Source organism: Candidatus Izemoplasma sp., from assembly GCF_982632705.1.
Genome location: NZ_CEXEES010000012.1, coordinates 20,316 through 36,508 on the forward strand (window position 1 = coordinate 20,316; position 16,193 = coordinate 36,508).

Annotated in this window: 14 protein-coding genes; 4 read left to right on the plus strand and 10 right to left on the minus strand. The window is 31.2% G+C overall.

Annotation, left to right across the window (positions count from 1 at the left end; translation table 11 throughout):
• Entirely contained in the window at positions 1-2,313 is a 2,313-nt protein-coding gene (locus tag AC2LE6_RS02975; RefSeq protein WP_484477759.1) for an ABC transporter ATP-binding protein/permease, read from the minus strand.
• A gap of 238 nt (positions 2,314-2,551) precedes the next feature.
• Here AC2LE6_RS02975 and AC2LE6_RS02980 point away from each other — a divergent pair, with 238 nt between their 5' ends.
• A complete protein-coding gene (locus tag AC2LE6_RS02980; RefSeq protein ID WP_484477760.1) occupies positions 2,552-4,072 on the plus strand; it encodes a SulP family inorganic anion transporter in 1,521 nt (506 codons plus the stop codon).
• A 159-nt stretch (positions 4,073-4,231) separates the two neighbouring features.
• A complete protein-coding gene (locus tag AC2LE6_RS02985) occupies positions 4,232-4,600 on the plus strand; it encodes a hypothetical protein (protein WP_484477761.1) in 369 nt (122 codons plus the stop codon).
• Positions 4,601-4,647: 47 nt separating this feature from the next.
• Here AC2LE6_RS02985 and AC2LE6_RS02990 read toward each other — a convergent pair whose 3' ends face one another.
• Genes AC2LE6_RS02990 through AC2LE6_RS03000 form a run of 3 tightly spaced genes read right to left on the minus strand, consistent with a single transcriptional unit; the run spans position 4,648 to position 7,449 of the window.
• The gene (locus tag AC2LE6_RS02990; RefSeq protein ID WP_484477762.1) at positions 4,648-6,030 is read right to left on the minus strand and encodes an NAD(P)(+) transhydrogenase (Re/Si-specific) subunit beta; all 1,383 of its coding nucleotides are present in this window, start codon (positions 6,028-6,030) and stop codon (positions 4,648-4,650) included.
• On the minus strand, positions 6,027-6,326 hold the full coding sequence (locus AC2LE6_RS02995; protein WP_484477763.1) for an NAD(P) transhydrogenase subunit alpha part 2: 300 nt from the start codon (positions 6,324-6,326) through the stop codon (positions 6,027-6,029). The genes AC2LE6_RS02990 and AC2LE6_RS02995 overlap by 4 nt, the downstream gene beginning before the upstream one ends.
• A 1-nt stretch (position 6,327) precedes the next feature.
• Positions 6,328-7,449, minus strand: a complete 1,122-nt coding sequence (locus tag AC2LE6_RS03000; protein WP_484477764.1) for an NAD(P) transhydrogenase subunit alpha — start codon at positions 7,447-7,449, stop codon at positions 6,328-6,330.
• A gap of 244 nt (positions 7,450-7,693) precedes the next feature.
• Here AC2LE6_RS03000 and AC2LE6_RS03005 point away from each other — a divergent pair, with 244 nt between their 5' ends.
• Positions 7,694-8,494, plus strand: a complete 801-nt coding sequence (locus AC2LE6_RS03005) for a lysophospholipid acyltransferase family protein (protein ID WP_484477765.1) — start codon at positions 7,694-7,696, stop codon at positions 8,492-8,494.
• A gap of 105 nt (positions 8,495-8,599) precedes the next feature.
• Here the strand turns inward: AC2LE6_RS03005 and AC2LE6_RS03010 are convergent, their stop codons facing one another.
• The 6 genes from AC2LE6_RS03010 to AC2LE6_RS03035 form a co-directional block, all read right to left on the minus strand.
• Positions 8,600-9,127: a helix-turn-helix domain-containing protein gene (locus AC2LE6_RS03010; RefSeq protein WP_484477766.1), complete on the minus strand. Its 528-nt coding sequence runs from the start codon at positions 9,125-9,127 to the stop codon at positions 8,600-8,602.
• A gap of 140 nt (positions 9,128-9,267) precedes the next feature.
• The gene (locus tag AC2LE6_RS03015) at positions 9,268-10,116 is read right to left on the minus strand and encodes an amidohydrolase family protein (protein ID WP_484477767.1); all 849 of its coding nucleotides are present in this window, start codon (positions 10,114-10,116) and stop codon (positions 9,268-9,270) included.
• Positions 10,117-10,118: 2 nt separating this feature from the next.
• Positions 10,119-13,058, minus strand: a complete 2,940-nt coding sequence (locus tag AC2LE6_RS03020; protein ID WP_484477768.1) for a GNAT family N-acetyltransferase — start codon at positions 13,056-13,058, stop codon at positions 10,119-10,121.
• A gap of 660 nt (positions 13,059-13,718) precedes the next feature.
• Positions 13,719-13,988: a hypothetical protein gene (locus AC2LE6_RS03025; protein WP_484477769.1), complete on the minus strand. Its 270-nt coding sequence runs from the start codon at positions 13,986-13,988 to the stop codon at positions 13,719-13,721.
• A gap of 115 nt (positions 13,989-14,103) precedes the next feature.
• Positions 14,104-14,688, minus strand: a complete 585-nt coding sequence (locus tag AC2LE6_RS03030; RefSeq protein ID WP_484477770.1) for a TetR/AcrR family transcriptional regulator — start codon at positions 14,686-14,688, stop codon at positions 14,104-14,106.
• Between the two features lie 235 nt (positions 14,689-14,923).
• Positions 14,924-15,445, minus strand: coding sequence for a TetR/AcrR family transcriptional regulator (locus AC2LE6_RS03035; RefSeq protein ID WP_484477771.1), 522 nt, complete (start codon positions 15,443-15,445; stop codon positions 14,924-14,926).
• Positions 15,446-15,572: 127 nt separating this feature from the next.
• Here AC2LE6_RS03035 and AC2LE6_RS03040 point away from each other — a divergent pair, with 127 nt between their 5' ends.
• A complete protein-coding gene (locus tag AC2LE6_RS03040) occupies positions 15,573-16,046 on the plus strand; it encodes a hypothetical protein (RefSeq protein WP_484477772.1) in 474 nt (157 codons plus the stop codon).
• The last annotated feature ends 147 nt before the right edge of the window (positions 16,047-16,193 follow it).

Here is a 16,193-nt window from a genome sequence, read left to right on the forward strand (position 1 = left end):
TTACTCAGTTCTTAATGCGGTTACTGGATCTTTCTTCGCAGCGATTCTACTCGGAATTAAACCAGATACTAATGTTAAGAAACTTGACAATACTACTAAAAATACTGCGTATGATATTGGTAGGTTTGCAAATGATTCTGCATCTATTAAATTACCAACAATACTATTAATTGGTGTTTGTAATATATAGTATACTATTACACCTAGTATACCACTACCTAGCCCTATCAATAAAGTCTCTGCGTTAAAGATTCTTGAAATGTCTTTTTTTCTTGCTCCAAGACTTCTCATAATTCCAATTTCTTTTGTACGTTCTACTACACTTACATATGTGATGATCCCAATCATGATTGATGAAACTACTAAACTAACACCAGCTAGTGCAGTCAGAATGATCGTGATTGTTCCGATTAGACTTGAGATTGTACTTGAAATTACTTCTGCGATATCTGTATAAACGATTTGCTCATCTTCTGTTTTTCCGACGTTATAATCATCTAAATAGTTTTTGATTAAATCTTTAGATTCATAACTTGTAGGATATATTTGAACTCCAACTGGAGTAGTGTTTTCACCTAAATATTGCATCATGTTATCATACGTTGCAAATTCTGAGAATGCTTGTCCAGTTAAGATATTAGAATTTGGTGATGCGATTTGGGCTAATACTATATCTGAGTTTGCTGCATCTGTTTGTAAAGCATCTGTAAGCATTGATGTATACCAAATGCCTTCAGTTAAGATTTCACTTGTTGCATCCTCATTTACTCTTAGTATACCAACTATTTCAACTGTCATTGAATCCGGATTGTTGAACATAGCATCGTAATCTGTGCTTGGTAAATAATTCTCTCCAACTTGATTGTAGTATACATTGTTTGGAATGATTTTATATTCTTTACCTAAGAAATCACTGAATGTATAATCGTCCTCAATTAGTAACCCTAGTTCTTCTAACACTGTAACATTTAATTGATTTTCTGAATCAACTACAAGAACAGCTTGGTTTGCATTTGTTGGATACTCACCTGCAATTATATCATATTGTGACTCAATAAAATCTTGGTTGTCTGGTAATTGTGAATATGTTGATAATCCACCAAATGGACCGCCACCATTGTTTATTTCTTCTTGTACAAGGTTGTACGTACCATTTTCGTTCTCTCTAACCATATTGATCGCAATCGCACTAGAGTATGAAATAGAAGTATAGTATGCAGAATCCATTTCTTCTAAATACTCAATGAACTCTGTACTAAACACGTTACGGTGTGTAATTGTTTCAGCGACAGGGTCATAAGAATATACAATGTCCTCGTCAATAAATTCTGTGTTTTCCTCAAATTGATCTTGCATGTCACTTGGTCCAAACATATCTGTTGCAACTACTTCAGATATTGTTATTGGATATCCTGCTAGTGAATCTGATTCAATATCTCCTACGTACTCTGTCATCCCGTTAGATAACCCAAGTACAAGTGCTACTCCGATGATTCCGATACTACCTGCGATTGCGGTAATAATTGTTCTACCTTTTTTTGTAAATAAATTCTTAAAACTTGTACGAACTGCTTGTCCATATGACATAGCAGTTTTTTTATTATTTAGTGTTCCTGTTGTTTCTACTTCTTTTTGGTTTACACCATTAGAGTCATTAATTACTTCACCGTCTAATAATTTGATTAATCTATCGCTGTATTTCTCAGCAATTTTACTATTGTGAGTAACCATAATTACCAAACGATCTTTTGATATCGTTTTAATTACTTCCATGATTTGCTTACTTGTTTTACTATCTAGTGCACCAGTTGGTTCATCTGCTAATAGTATTTTAGGATTGTTTACAAGTGCTCTAGCGATAGCCACACGTTGCATTTGTCCACCTGATAATTGATTTGGTTTTTTATATAGTTGGTCTTTAAGCCCAACATCTGTTAATACTTTTTCAGCTCTTTCTTTACGTTCCTTAGAACCGATACCTGATAAACTCAATGCCATCTCTACATTATCAATAACTGATAGATGTGATATTAAGTTATAGTTTTGGAATACAAAACCAATCGTTGAGTTTCTATATGCATCCCATTCTTGATCTTTAAATCTTTTTGTTGATTTACCATCAATCAGTAAATCGCCGCTTGTATATCTGTCAAGTCCACCAATGATATTTAACATTGTAGTCTTCCCACAACCTGATGGTCCTAATATAGATACAAATTCATTTTTTCTAAATTTAAGGTCTATACCTTTCAATGCTTGGACAGTTTGATCGCCCACATGATAATCTTTTTTTATGCTTTTTAATTCTAACATTTTTAAATTCCTCCAGTCGCTCTTCTTGAGCTTACACGAGAAGTCTACAATAGTTATTTGAACTGAATGTGAACAAATAAAAAACTTTAAAACTTTTATTTTAGAGCAATAAAAAATGAATCGAAGTTAATAAAAACGTTTTCCATCCTTATTGTATATATATACGGTATAAAAGACTGTACATAACCCTTATATATGTTAGTATTCTACTTGTGACTTTTTGAAAGGTGTTGTTTATATGACAAGAATAATGAATAAGTTTTTTAACAGAAAAAGAGATATCAAAACTGAATTACTAGCAGGGATAACTGTATCACTTGCACTTATACCTGAGGCTATAGCATTCGCATTTGTAGCTGGTGTATCTCCACTTGTAGGATTATACTCAGCATTTATTGTTGGATTACTTTCTTCTATATTCGGTGGAAGACCGGGAATGATCAGTGGTGCAACTGGAGCATTAGCGGTTGTTATGGTAGAGTTGGTTTTTGAACATGGAGTTGAGTATTTATTCGCTGCGGTAGTATTAATGGGATTAATACAAATTACTGTAGGACTATTAAAACTTGGAAAGTTTTCTAGAATCATACCTGAGACTGTTATGTTAGGTTTTGTGAATGGTTTGGCTATTGTGATCTTCTTAGCGCAAATTGGAAACTTCAAAACGAATGATGAATGGATATTTGATGTAAGATTTATTATTACAATCCTTATTGTAATAATTACTATGTTGATTATGCATTATTTACCAAAGTACAAAAAGAGTTTACCAGGAGCACTTATCGCTATTGTTTCAATCAGTTTGTTTGTATTCCTGTTTAATATAGATGTTACAACTGTAGGAGATTTGGCTAGTGTTAAAGGTGGCCTTCCAACATTACATATACCTAATATCCCAATTGAATTTGAGTCTTTACAAATCATATTCCCTTATGCATTTATCTTCGCATCAATAGGTTTGATTGAATCATTAATGACTCTTAGATTAGTAGATGATATTACTGATACAAGAGGTTCAACAGATAAAGAATGTATTGGACAAGGAATTGCCAATACTGTTACAGGACTATTTGGTGGTATGGGTGGTTGTGCTATGATTGGGCAATCTATTATCAACGTAGAAAATGGTGGTAGAACAAGATTGTCTGGTATATCAGCTGCATTGTTCTTATTAGCATTCATCCTATTTGGTTCAATACTAATAGAGCAAATACCAATCGCTGTTTTAACAGGAGTTATGTTTATGGTTGTTATATCTACATTTGAATGGTTAAGCTTTAGAATCATTAAAAAGATACCAAAAAGTGATGCTTTTGTAATCATACTTGTTACTGTAGTAACAGTGTTTGCTGATTTAGCTGTTGCAGTTGGTCTTGGTATCGTTGCGTCTAGTTTGGTGTTCGCATGGAAAAAAGGAAACAATATTCTTATTGAATATGCAGACTCAAAAAATGGTTGTAAAGAATATCATGTTAAAGGTGTATTATTCTTTGGTTCTGTCGCAAACTTCAATGAACGTTTTGATCCAACGAACGATCCTGAAAAAGTAATTATTAACTTTGGACATGCAAGAATATTTGATTATTCCGGAGTTGAAGCATTAAGTCTACTTACAGAAAAATATGAGAAACTTAACAAAAGAGTGTATATTAAAAACATAAATAATGATTGCCGAAATATGGTTTTGAAAGCAGAGAACCTAGGTAAGATATATCTTTACAGTGACTACAACTTTGTAGAGGAAGAATATACAGAATAAAACAAAGCATCCAAATATGGATGCTTTTTATTTACTACTTAATAATTTAGAATAACTGATGCTAATTAAAAACATATGTCTAATCAGTGTACAACGTTTTGTATAAGTAGGTATAGATAGTAATCTACTAGTATACAAATATATAAAGGAGCTGACAAAATGAAACAAAATATAGAAGTGATTCTTGATACTACACCTAATGAAGGTTGCGGTTGTAATTGCGGTTGCGCTGGGTCTACAGTTGTTGAGGATATGAATAAATTAGTAGATAATTTAAAGGAGCACACCTTTAAATCTGAATTAAATGTAGATATACTTCCAATATCTGATTTCGAATCAGAAGCACTAATAAGTAAAATGAATATTTTACTAGGAAACACAAAAGCAAAATTCAGAGTTAATGAAGAAAATATCGAAGAAACTCTTTCTCACATGTTACCTCTAGTTGTTTTAGACGATGAAATACTTACTGCATATGGGGTGCCAACATTAAACGATGTAATTATGGAAGTGGAAAAAAGCATATAAATAAACAAAAGCCAACTACTAAAATAATAGTTGGCTTTTTTTGTGCGTTAACTTTTAAACTCTGTAACCAATCCTTGTACTGATTTTTTTGCATCTCCGAATAACATTCTTGTATTATCACTATAGAACAATGGATTTTCAATTCCAGCATATCCTGGACTCATTGAACGTTTTAAAACAATTGTTGTTCTTGCTTTATCAACATCTATGATTGGCATTCCATAAATTGGAGATGATGCATCGTTTCTTGCAGCTGGGTTTACAACATCATTTGCTCCAATAATTATTGCTAAATCAACTTGTTCGATATTTGGATTGACATCATCCATTTCTCTAAGTTGGTCGTAATCAACATTTGCTTCAGCTAATAATACATTCATATGTCCAGGCATTCTACCTGCAACTGGATGAATTGCGTAATTAACTTCTGCTCCATTCTCTTTTAATATTCCTGCTAATTCTCTAACTACATGTTGTGCTTGTGCTACTGCCATACCGTAACCAGGAACTATAAGGATATTTGAAGCTGCTTCTAAAATATAATAAGCATCTTCTACATTGATTGGATTTGGTTCTCCAAAATCTTTTGAATCTGAAGATGATTTTGACGTTGCTCCAAATCCACTGAATAATACATTCCCTAGTTTTCTATTCATTGCTTTTGTCATTATTTGTGTAAGAATTAATCCACTAGATCCTACTAAGGCTCCGGCTACGATTAATACATTATTAGATACTACAAATCCTGTGATACATGCAGCAACCCCACTGAATGAATTCAGTAATGAGATTACAACTGGCATGTCTCCTCCACCAATCGGAATAACAAATAATACACCATATATTAATGATAATCCTACAATGATATAAATCATCGTAGCAATTGGTAATACTAAATTAAAACTAAAGAATACAATTCCAACAACAATTGCGATGAGGAATAATGCATTCACAAATTGTTGTCCTGTATATAAAACAGGTTTACTTGTTATTTTACCAGCAAGTTTACCGTACGCTATTAACGAACCTGTAAATGTAACTGCTCCAACTAATATAGCTAACGATATTACTAAAAGACTAAATGAGCTTTCTGTCTGCAGCGTTCCTGCAAATACATATTTTTGGAATTCAGCCCAACCTACTAACAATGAAGCTATCCCTCCAAATCCATTGAATAAGGCAACCATTTGTGGCATTGATGTCATAGCAACTCTTTTTGATACAACGATACCTACAAGCGAACCGAGTACCATAGCAACTACTATAAACTCCCAGTTAATGATAGATGCGCTAAGTAATGCAGCAACAATTGCTATTAACATACCAAGTGCAGAAATCATATTACCTTTTCTTGCAGTCTTTTGATTCCCTAACATTTTTAAACCATATATAAATAAGATGGAAGCTAAGATATATAATGCATCAATCATTTCTTAGCACCTTCTTTCTTTTCATCAAACATTTTTAACATTCGATCTGTCACTAAATACCCTCCAACAACATTTACTGTTGCGAAAAATACTGCAAGTGATCCAAAGATAACTCTAAGTAATTGCTCTTCGACTTGAAAACTTCCAAGTAGACTAAGAATTGCACCAACAACTGCAATACCAGAAATGGCATTTGATCCTGACATTAATGGAGTATGAAGTTGTGATGGTACTTTTGAAATAAGTTCAAAACCTAAAAATGAAGCCAAAATAAGTACAAATATTAATAGTCCCATGCTAACCTCCATAAAATTCTTTCAATTTTTTATTAACCAAAACACCATCTTTTGTAACCAAACATCCATTCAGTATTTCGTCATCTCGATAATCAAATGTTTTATTCTCTTTATCAAAGAAATGAGATATTATATTTGTCATATTACTACTAAGCATAATTGATGCATCTTTCGCTACCCTATTTGGTAATGATTTGTCTCCAACTATTTTAATACCGTTTACTTCAATAATTTCATCCAACGAAGTTCCTTCAACATTTCCACCAGTAGATGCAGCTAAGTCAACAATGACAGATCCTGGTTTCATACCTTTTACTACTTCTTTCTTTATTATAATAGGAGCTTTCCTACCGAATAGTTTAGCTGTAGTAATAACTAAATCGCTATCTTGTATTACTTTTGCCATCTCTTTTTGTTGAATTTCCAATTGCTCTTTTGTAAGAGCTTTTGCATATCCATCTTCTGTTTCTCCCATTTCACCTAAATCTATTTCTAGGAATCTTCCACCTAAACTTTCTACTTGTTCTTTTACTACAGGTCTTGTATCAAACGCAGTAACATTTGCTCCAAGTCTTTTCGCAGTTGCGATTGCTTGTAATCCAGCAACACCTGCACCAATAATAAATACTTTGGCTGGTTTAATTGTTCCAGCTGGTGTCATCATCATCGGGAATATTTTATTCATTTGCTCACTACCTACAATTACTGCTACATAACCTGCAAGTGAAGCTTGTGAACTTACAGCGTCCATTTTTTGCGCTAGAGTTGTTCTTGGAATCATCTCTAAACTAATCGCAGATATTTTACCTGTTTCTAAATCTTTCAAGTATTCTTTATCAGTAAATAAATCTAAAAAGCTAATTGATAAAGTGTTTGGTTTTAACTTATCTAGATCTTCTTTGTTCAGTTTTGACACACATAACACTATGTCCGCATTCTTTAATGCGTCTGATCTACTTTTAATTGATGCTCCTGCATCAATGTATTCTTTATCAGAAAAGACCTTTGATATTCCTTTTTCTACGATAACTTCTACACCATCTAATTTGAGTAATTTTTTAACCGAGTCAGGTACCAATGAAACTCTAGAATCAAATGGATCTTTAACCGCTACTATTTTCATGTAAACTCCTCCTATACTCATTTATTAATCATTGTATTTTACTTACATATTCAATTTTACCATATACCCTATAAAAAAAGCACTTTCTTGCTAGCAATGTGATAATCACATTTGAAAGATATTTATTTTATTTATTAACACTCTAGTTATATGTGTATGTAATTCAATGATTAATTTACATCAAAATTTAATGTCTACTATGATATAATGAATTATCTTTATAGGAAGTTATATAGGTGGAATCATGTTAACACTACTAATAATATTAATGAACTTTGCATTTACAGGGTATTCAATATATCTTTTTGATTACGAAAAAGACGGTATCATTAATAATGTGCCTGTCATTATTCTCTGTGTGATATCAAGTTTATTACTAACTGCATTCATAGTATGGAGTTTGATAGAAATACTGTATTTGTTATTACCAAAAGATAAGATTCAAAAATCAATGTTTACTCATAAATTGATAAAGCAAATTGCAAGTGTTCCATTTCATCTTTCTAGAATACGAATAAAAGTAGTTGGGCTTGAACTTTTACCAAAAGATACAGGATTTACAATTTACTCTAATCATAACTCTTGGATAGATCCAACTTTAATTATGAACTCTTTATATAATTATCCTGTCGCAGGATTAGGAAAAGAAGGAGCGTTTACGATTCCGGTTATTGGCAAGTTTGCCCCTAAAATGGGATTTGTAATGATTCATAGAGACGATGCAAGACAGAGTGCCAGAGCCATAAAAACAGTTATTCAACGGGTGCAAGATGGATATTCAATGATTATTTTTCCTGAAGGAACTAGAAATAAAAGAAACGATACTGTTCTAGATTTTAAAGCAGGAGCGTTCAAAGTAGCGTTAAGAAGTGAACGACCAATTGTTCCAATAACGTTAGTAAAACCACCAAAGAAAAAATGGAGATTCATTACTAGAATAAAAGTTGTCATTCATAAACCTGTTGCGTATAACGATTTCAAAAACAAAAAAACTAATGATATCGCAAAGGAAATACAACAAGTAATCAAGAGTGTACTACTATAAATAAAAAGGCCTATTATTAGGCCTTTTTTATGTGATTCAAATCATTCTCCAAAAGGCATCATCAAAGATACCTTTTGCTTCATCGAAACACATTTATAATTTTAGTTATGCTTGATTATATTTTTTTGAATATAATCGTAGTTTTTCTTGAACTTTATCTGTTGCAAAGTATTTTGTAATATCTTCATCACTTAATGTATAACCATCAATAATTAACTGAACACATGATTTCGCTATAATGATTTCTCTTTGATGATCATCTCTAAGCATCTCTTCAAAATCGATTGTACCATTTTCATTAATTCCAATCATCATTGTTTTATAGATACCATTATTCGCACCTAATACATCTTTGATTTTTTTGATTGAATCAATTGCTCCAATCACTTCTTCTACGTCTATTCTTTTATTCATTCGTTTTCTAAATTCTCCTGCATTTAAGATTTGGTCCACAGTTACTTCTAACACATCGCTTAATGACAATAATATAGATGTATCTGGAAGTGTAGTTCCTGTTTCCCATTTGGATACCGCTTGGAAGCTGATGTTTAATTTCTCAGCTAGTTGTTTTTGTGTTAAATGCATTTCGATTCTTTTCGATTTTATGTATTTCCCTATTTCAATGGTGTTCATGAAGCACCTCCTTGTAAACAGTATAGTACTTATTTCACAATTCAACAATAACTAGATAATTGAACTTATTCTAACGTTGGTTGAATTAGTTGAGAGTTCACTTTATATCTTGTTGCATTTTAATATAAAAAAGATGGAGATTACTCTCCATCTAATATAAATACTCTTTTTGCATTTCCGTAAAATACATCTTCTAAATGTTCATCAGGAATCAATTCCATTATGAACTCTATGTAACTCTCAACATCAACTAGTGGCCAGTCTGTACCAAATAAAACCTTCTTATAGTTATCTAAGTATACAAGCCCTCTTCTTATATGAGAGGTAAACTCATCTACTTTAAATCTATCTACTTCAGTTTCATCACCAACTATTAATCCTGATAAATCTACATAAACGTTCTTATTCTTATGTGCGACTTCTGCTGCATCCATAATCCATGGATCACCAAAGTGAGCAATGATAAACTTTATATCAGGATACATAAATGCTAGTTCATCTATTTCCAAAGGATGTGCGTATTTTAGCAATCCTTTTTCACTAAATGTATCACCTGAATGTATTACAACAGGTAAATTATGTTTTCTAGCCAGTTCATATATCGGACGATAAACATCGTCCCATACATGATAATGATAGTATCCAGCATAAATCTTTAACCCAACAGTTTTTGTAGTGATTTGATTCTCAAACTCTTCTATGTTTACATCTTGATTTGGGTTATATCCTAAACATACATACATGTTATCGGGATTTATATCTAAATCCAACATCATTGGATTTGGTGTGTTTCCATCTGGAAATACATCTTTACTTTCAGTCACACCCATACCAATCGCTATCATATCCTTAAACTCTTTATTAAAACCATATAAGGAATAATCGACTTTAGATTTCGTACTAACATCCTTAAATGATTGAATGTTTGAGAAGTGAATATGTGCATCGATTATTTTAGTAGGTCTTTTCTTTACTGCTTTCTTATTCATAGTTACACCTCAAATCTAATATTATCTAAGTCTTGCAACATGTCCTTGTCTAAATTGTTTTTATCAAAGACTATAAAATCTCCTCTAAACTGTTTTTGTTTTCCATCAGGGATTGTTAAGTTACCTTCACTGAATAGAATTGTAAATCCTTTTTGAGATTCAGCTGACATCTCATTTTCAGGATTGTAAATATGCATCATGTATTCTCTGCTACTTTTGAATGTAGCTAGTTTGTCGGCATGAATCATAAACTGTATGTCATCACATTTGAATTGATGATTCTTGTGAATGAATTTGACTTTACTAGGATCATCATCCACCTTCAAAGTGTTGAATCTATGGAATCCTTTACGAATGTAAATCTTACCTGAATCATTAATGATATTACTAAATGTATGAACTACATTTGTACCAGGCAATGTCAATGTATAAGAATCATAGCGTAATCCTTTTAATCCTTCATCTTTTTGAATGAGCAATGACGTTTTAATTCCACTCCATTCATTTCCAAAGTTATCTTTTAGAGATATGAATTTTACTTCTCTTTGTTCTTTTAGTGCTGATATGTCTTGGATGCTTTCACAACGTTGTGTGATTCCACCAACAAAGTCTCCCCACCATACTCTTTCTTTTGGTGTTGGATAATTTGAATCAAGCCATTCTTGATTATTAAATAAAATCGAATAAATAGAATCTGCATAATCGTTTGATGCTTTAAATGATAAGTTCCCATTATTGACTTCTAATACTCCATCTGTTTCTAAAAGAGTAGTTGTTCCTGAGACGTTAAATGTAAGTCTTTTTTCATTGATGATTCTATCTTTCAAATCTAGTTTTATTTTGTGTAGACCTGGAGTAACAACTACTTTTGAATCTACATTCTCTTTGGAATCATCAACAATGATAGATCCTTTAAAATCTGTTTTTTTATTGTTGATTGCTTGTACTTCTATTTTTTTCGTTGAAAATGGATTTCCGTTATTCACATTGAATTCTGTATATCCCATCATTCTTTTTTCTTCTTTGTTTCCTGAAAACTCTCTAATTGCTTTTACGTTTTGGTGAACAAAAGACATATAGAAGTTAGGAGTTGTATGAGACTCATTTGTGTCTAACACAAGGTTCTCTTTACCAAATGATAGTTTCCATCCACTTATTTTGATTCCTAAATCTTTGTCCCATGTAAATCCGTAATTAAGTTTTCTATTGTATAACCAGTTTTCATCAATCAAATCATGGTCCAAAAATGCTAACTCTATCCCGTCAACTCCTGGGATGTTTAATAGCTTTTTATTGTAGGGGATAATATTATCTTTTAGGTTATACCATACTGGAATTGATAGTGCCAATTCTCTTTTGTCACCTAAATTGATCAATTCATACCTCACAGTAGCAAGTCCATATGAATGGTTCACAAGAATCTTTAAAATGACATCTTTAAATGTCTTAGAAGTAAACACCACTTCCATATCGTTATCCGATGTAAATGTGATTGCTGGTCTTATGTTGTTAAATTCTAAACTATAAGGCTTCCCAATTGAAGGAACCATAAATGAGCTTGTAGGTCCAATATCATAATCTTGAATTAATGCTAAGTTATTACTAATAATGTTATATCTAAGTATGTAGTTCCCACTAACGATAAACACTTGATTCTCTAACTCACAAGTAAAAGATTTATTTGCTCCTTTAAATGGCGCAAATACTGTTTTCTTTACTACTTTGGTTACTTCTTTGTCAGAGTATGTTATTTCTGCGTCTTCTTTATAGAACCCATAATCATTTAATTTGTACAATACTGTTAATGATTTTTTTTGTTTTGCCTGTAAAGTAATATTAATATCTTCTTCAAAAACTACAAATCCTTTTGGTAAGGTAATGTTGAATGTTTCTTTTGATGATAGATTATTCTCTATATCTAAATAACATTCATATTCTTTATGTAGGACATGATTATATTCTACTGGTCTTAAGTTTAGTTTGATTGGGTATTTTGGTTCAATACCTACTTTAAAACTAGCGTGTAATCCATTAATGAATACATCTGTTTCTACTACAGGATGTGTTTTACCTTTTTGTTGATCCTTAGTGATTTCTCCAACGTAGAATGATTCAGTTATTATTTTTTCTTGTTTCACGACAATTGTTTTATCAAGATCAAACTTGATGTTTTTATTGTCTTTACCTTTTAATATAATTTCTAGTGGAGTTTTCTTTTTGTTCATAATCTTATATGTAACATTATATTCAGTATCAAACACTAAATCATGATCATTGATAGTCACTTCTATAGAATAATCAGGTGTATCTATGTATCTAATTCCACGACCTGTTTTCTCAAACTCTATTGCTAGTTTTGTTGTTTCGTTTTCAAAATCATATCGATAATACTCAAAATCATTTCTTTTTATTCCATCTTGTTCCATATCGATTATTCTCTTACTATCTTTATACCAGTCTATATTTTTTAGATACTCTTCCAGAGCTTTTGTTTGATATAGATAAGGGATAAAGTTCATCAAGTGAACTGTATCATTCTTTCTTTCCCAGAAGAATCCACATTTCTTATATAAAGGCATCGCCTTTATATTTCCACTCCATGTGTATAAATCAAATCTTGGCCATTTAGTTACAATGGCATCTTCTAATACTTTTAGGATTAATTTCTTTCCTACTTTTTTACCATGATACCCAGGTACCACGTTTAACAAGGGTAAGTATGAAGCTCCCTCATCTTGTTTGTATTCAGACAAACTACAATACCCTACTACTTCGTCATTATCGATAGCTAAGTATAATTTTAAGTTTCCTGAAGTTGATTCTGTGGCAATGATGTCTTCCTTGGTCTGAACGGTATCATCATTCCCCCAACTTTCATTACTTTTATTCCACATCTCCGCTACTTTTTGTGCGTAAGAGTGATTATATTCTACAATTTTCATTTTTCATCTTCCTCATTTCCTCAATTGAGATAGGCTAGATGAATTTACCTACCTGCGCGTTGTTTTTTACATTCATTCTTTCTTTACTTAAATTTTGATAAATCATATTTAATACTCCTTTCATTTATTTCTACACGAGTGTGTTATTGATTTGGTGTAGTTAAGTGATAATTCACTATTTATAGTATATCATATCTATTTGAAATATACATTCCATAATTAAAGGAACTACATTGCATTTTAAAGCAATGTAGCTCCTCTTTTTATTATAGTTTTTTTGGTTGCTTTATTTTGATTTTTTATAGTTTAAGACACTGCTCATTGTACGGTATCGGGTACAACTATTTATGATACGGCTCGTTGTAACGACAGTTAGTTGCAACTTATTATGGAAATTATATCAAATGTAAAAAAGAAACAAGCTATTATAACACTACGCTATAGATTGCTTGTATTTTCTCTTGTTGCAAATAATGTAATTATAATCAAAAATTTTCTGTGGTTAAAGAACAAAATATGCATACTTAGTTCTTGTTTTGTGGTGTTCTCCTGCTCGTTTTAAAGCCCACTGTACTAATACAGGACCTACAAGAGCAAATACCAATACACTTCATAATGACTTACCTCCATATACTAACTTCTTCATATTACAAAATATTATTAAAGGCTTTCAAGAACTATATGTAATACAAATGCAATAAATGGTAATACACTTAAACCTATATGTAGTTTCCTCCAGATGTCATTTTCTTCTTTCTTATGGAATGCTGATGGGATAATTGATATAACAATTAAACCAATACATATTGTTCCAAAGTTGACACTAAAAAACTTCACATTTGAAATAACTCCGTGTACTACAGCTATCAATAAAGCTGCTTTTCCCAAGTACTCATGATAAGTATTTGAAAATTTAGCTAACTTATACATACTTCCTTGCTTTTTACTCTTTCTTATTATCAATCCGAATAACGGAAATAAAATTGAAAGTAAAAAACATATTGTTGCGATTTTCAATAGAATCGCATTTAATATATTCATTCTTTTAATCTCCTAACACTAATTTTAAAATGCCTTCCAAGTTCATGTAAAGCATCTTCTGATCAAAACCGTAATTGTTTGACAAGTACACCATTAACATACCTTGTACAGAGAAAAATATTGTACTATTCATTATCATAATTACTTCTTGATTAATACCTTTTTTCGCACCTAACTCTGTAAACTGATCCATAAACAAACTACCTAGCTCTGAATATGAGCTATGTTCGTAAAAATCAGTTTTCTCTTTCTGATGTTGATAGAAAAATAGAAACCTAAAAAGGTTTGGTTTATTCACAATATAATCAACATACTCCTTAAATGTTTTTTCTATCACTTTAGTACGAGAATGCTTTGTTTTCAAGATAATGTGATCTACTAAATCATCAATAATTTTATTTCTAACTAACCAAAACACGTTATCTAAACTGCTCATATGTTTATATAAAGTAGCTGTTGTATATCCAGTTTTTGAAGCAATATCTCTAGCAGTAGCTTTTTCATATCCGTTTTCTATAATCATTTCTACTGTAGTATCTATAAAAGCATTCTTTGTTCTTTCTTTTTTTATACTATTTACACTTACCATTATTCACACTCCTAAAAAGTATAACGTTGTTATATTTTATAACACGTTGTTATTTTATCATCTCTATGAAGGAGTTGCAAGATTTATTTCAATATAAATTTAGTTCGTTCTTAAATGATCCTATTAACTGACAATTAAAAAAGCCCAAAAGGGCTTTGTTATACTTTTTATATCATAATTGTCAATTATTTATGATACGGCTCGTTGTATCACTTTTAGTTGCAACTTTTTATACCTATAATACCATTTCAACAATATCCATAATGATATTAGTAATCTCCTCAGGAGTTTTATCCATATTATTCATTATCCAATTGTTGGTTATTTGACTGATACCACCATTAACAAACATCACTTGGTATTTATCAATCTCTTTCAACTCGAATAACTCCTCAATAAATACTCTATTATTGTTTTTTAAAAATTCACTCAAAATATCTTGAAGATATTCATTCTGTAAAATTGATTTTATCTTTTTATTCTGATGCATCATTACATTTCGTATATATATCAGACTTCTGAGATCCTTATTAGACATTTTATTGAATTCATCAACAATCGATTTAAATGCAATTGATATATCATACCTAAAGATATTTTCTTTACTATCAAAATGCCTATATAATGTCATTCTAGATACCATTGCCTCTTGAGCGATATCAGACATAGAAACCTCAGTATAGTTTTTTTTCCTTAATAATGAATAAAACCCATCTACTATTAATTTCCTTGATTCATTTATTTGTTTTACTCGCATCTGTTACATCTCCTTATCAATTTGTATAAGTTAACACTGTTAGGTTCAAAAGTGTTGCAATACTAGATGATTGTATTATAGAATACATTCGTAATTGTTACAAGTGTAACACGAAAGGAATGATTTCATGAAGGAAATAATAAACAAAGTTTTTCCAAAAACAATCGACAATAACTATAAGGGATTTAAGATAGCACTATATGTATTCTATATATTAACTGTAGTTACATTATGGCGTAGCCAACATCACCTATTTGCTGCTGATGGTGGAGCACAAAGTATTGCAAGTATACCCTTAGATACATTTACAAATAATGGTGAGATGGCAGTTATAGGAATATTTAGCCTATGGGGACTATCTCAGTTAATTATTGGATTTATTTATCTTGCTACAGCGTTAAGATATAAATCATTAATACCATTTATGTACTTGCTAATGTTCTTTGAGTACTTAATGAGAGGTTTTTATATTGGAAACTTCAAACCTATTCCAACAGTTGATACAGCACTAGGTGCTATTCTAAATATCATTCTTGTGATTGCAGTTCCTATATTATTTATATTATCTGTGGTCCAAACGAATAAGAAGGATAGTGAATAAAATGAAGAAATTAATTATAATAATAGTTTCAATTTTAACTATAATATCTATAGCACTCCTTTACCTATTTGCAGGTAATATGAGTGAGTTCAAAGAGGCAATACCAGCTGTTGAAAGAACACAATATATGGATCATGGAGATGACCT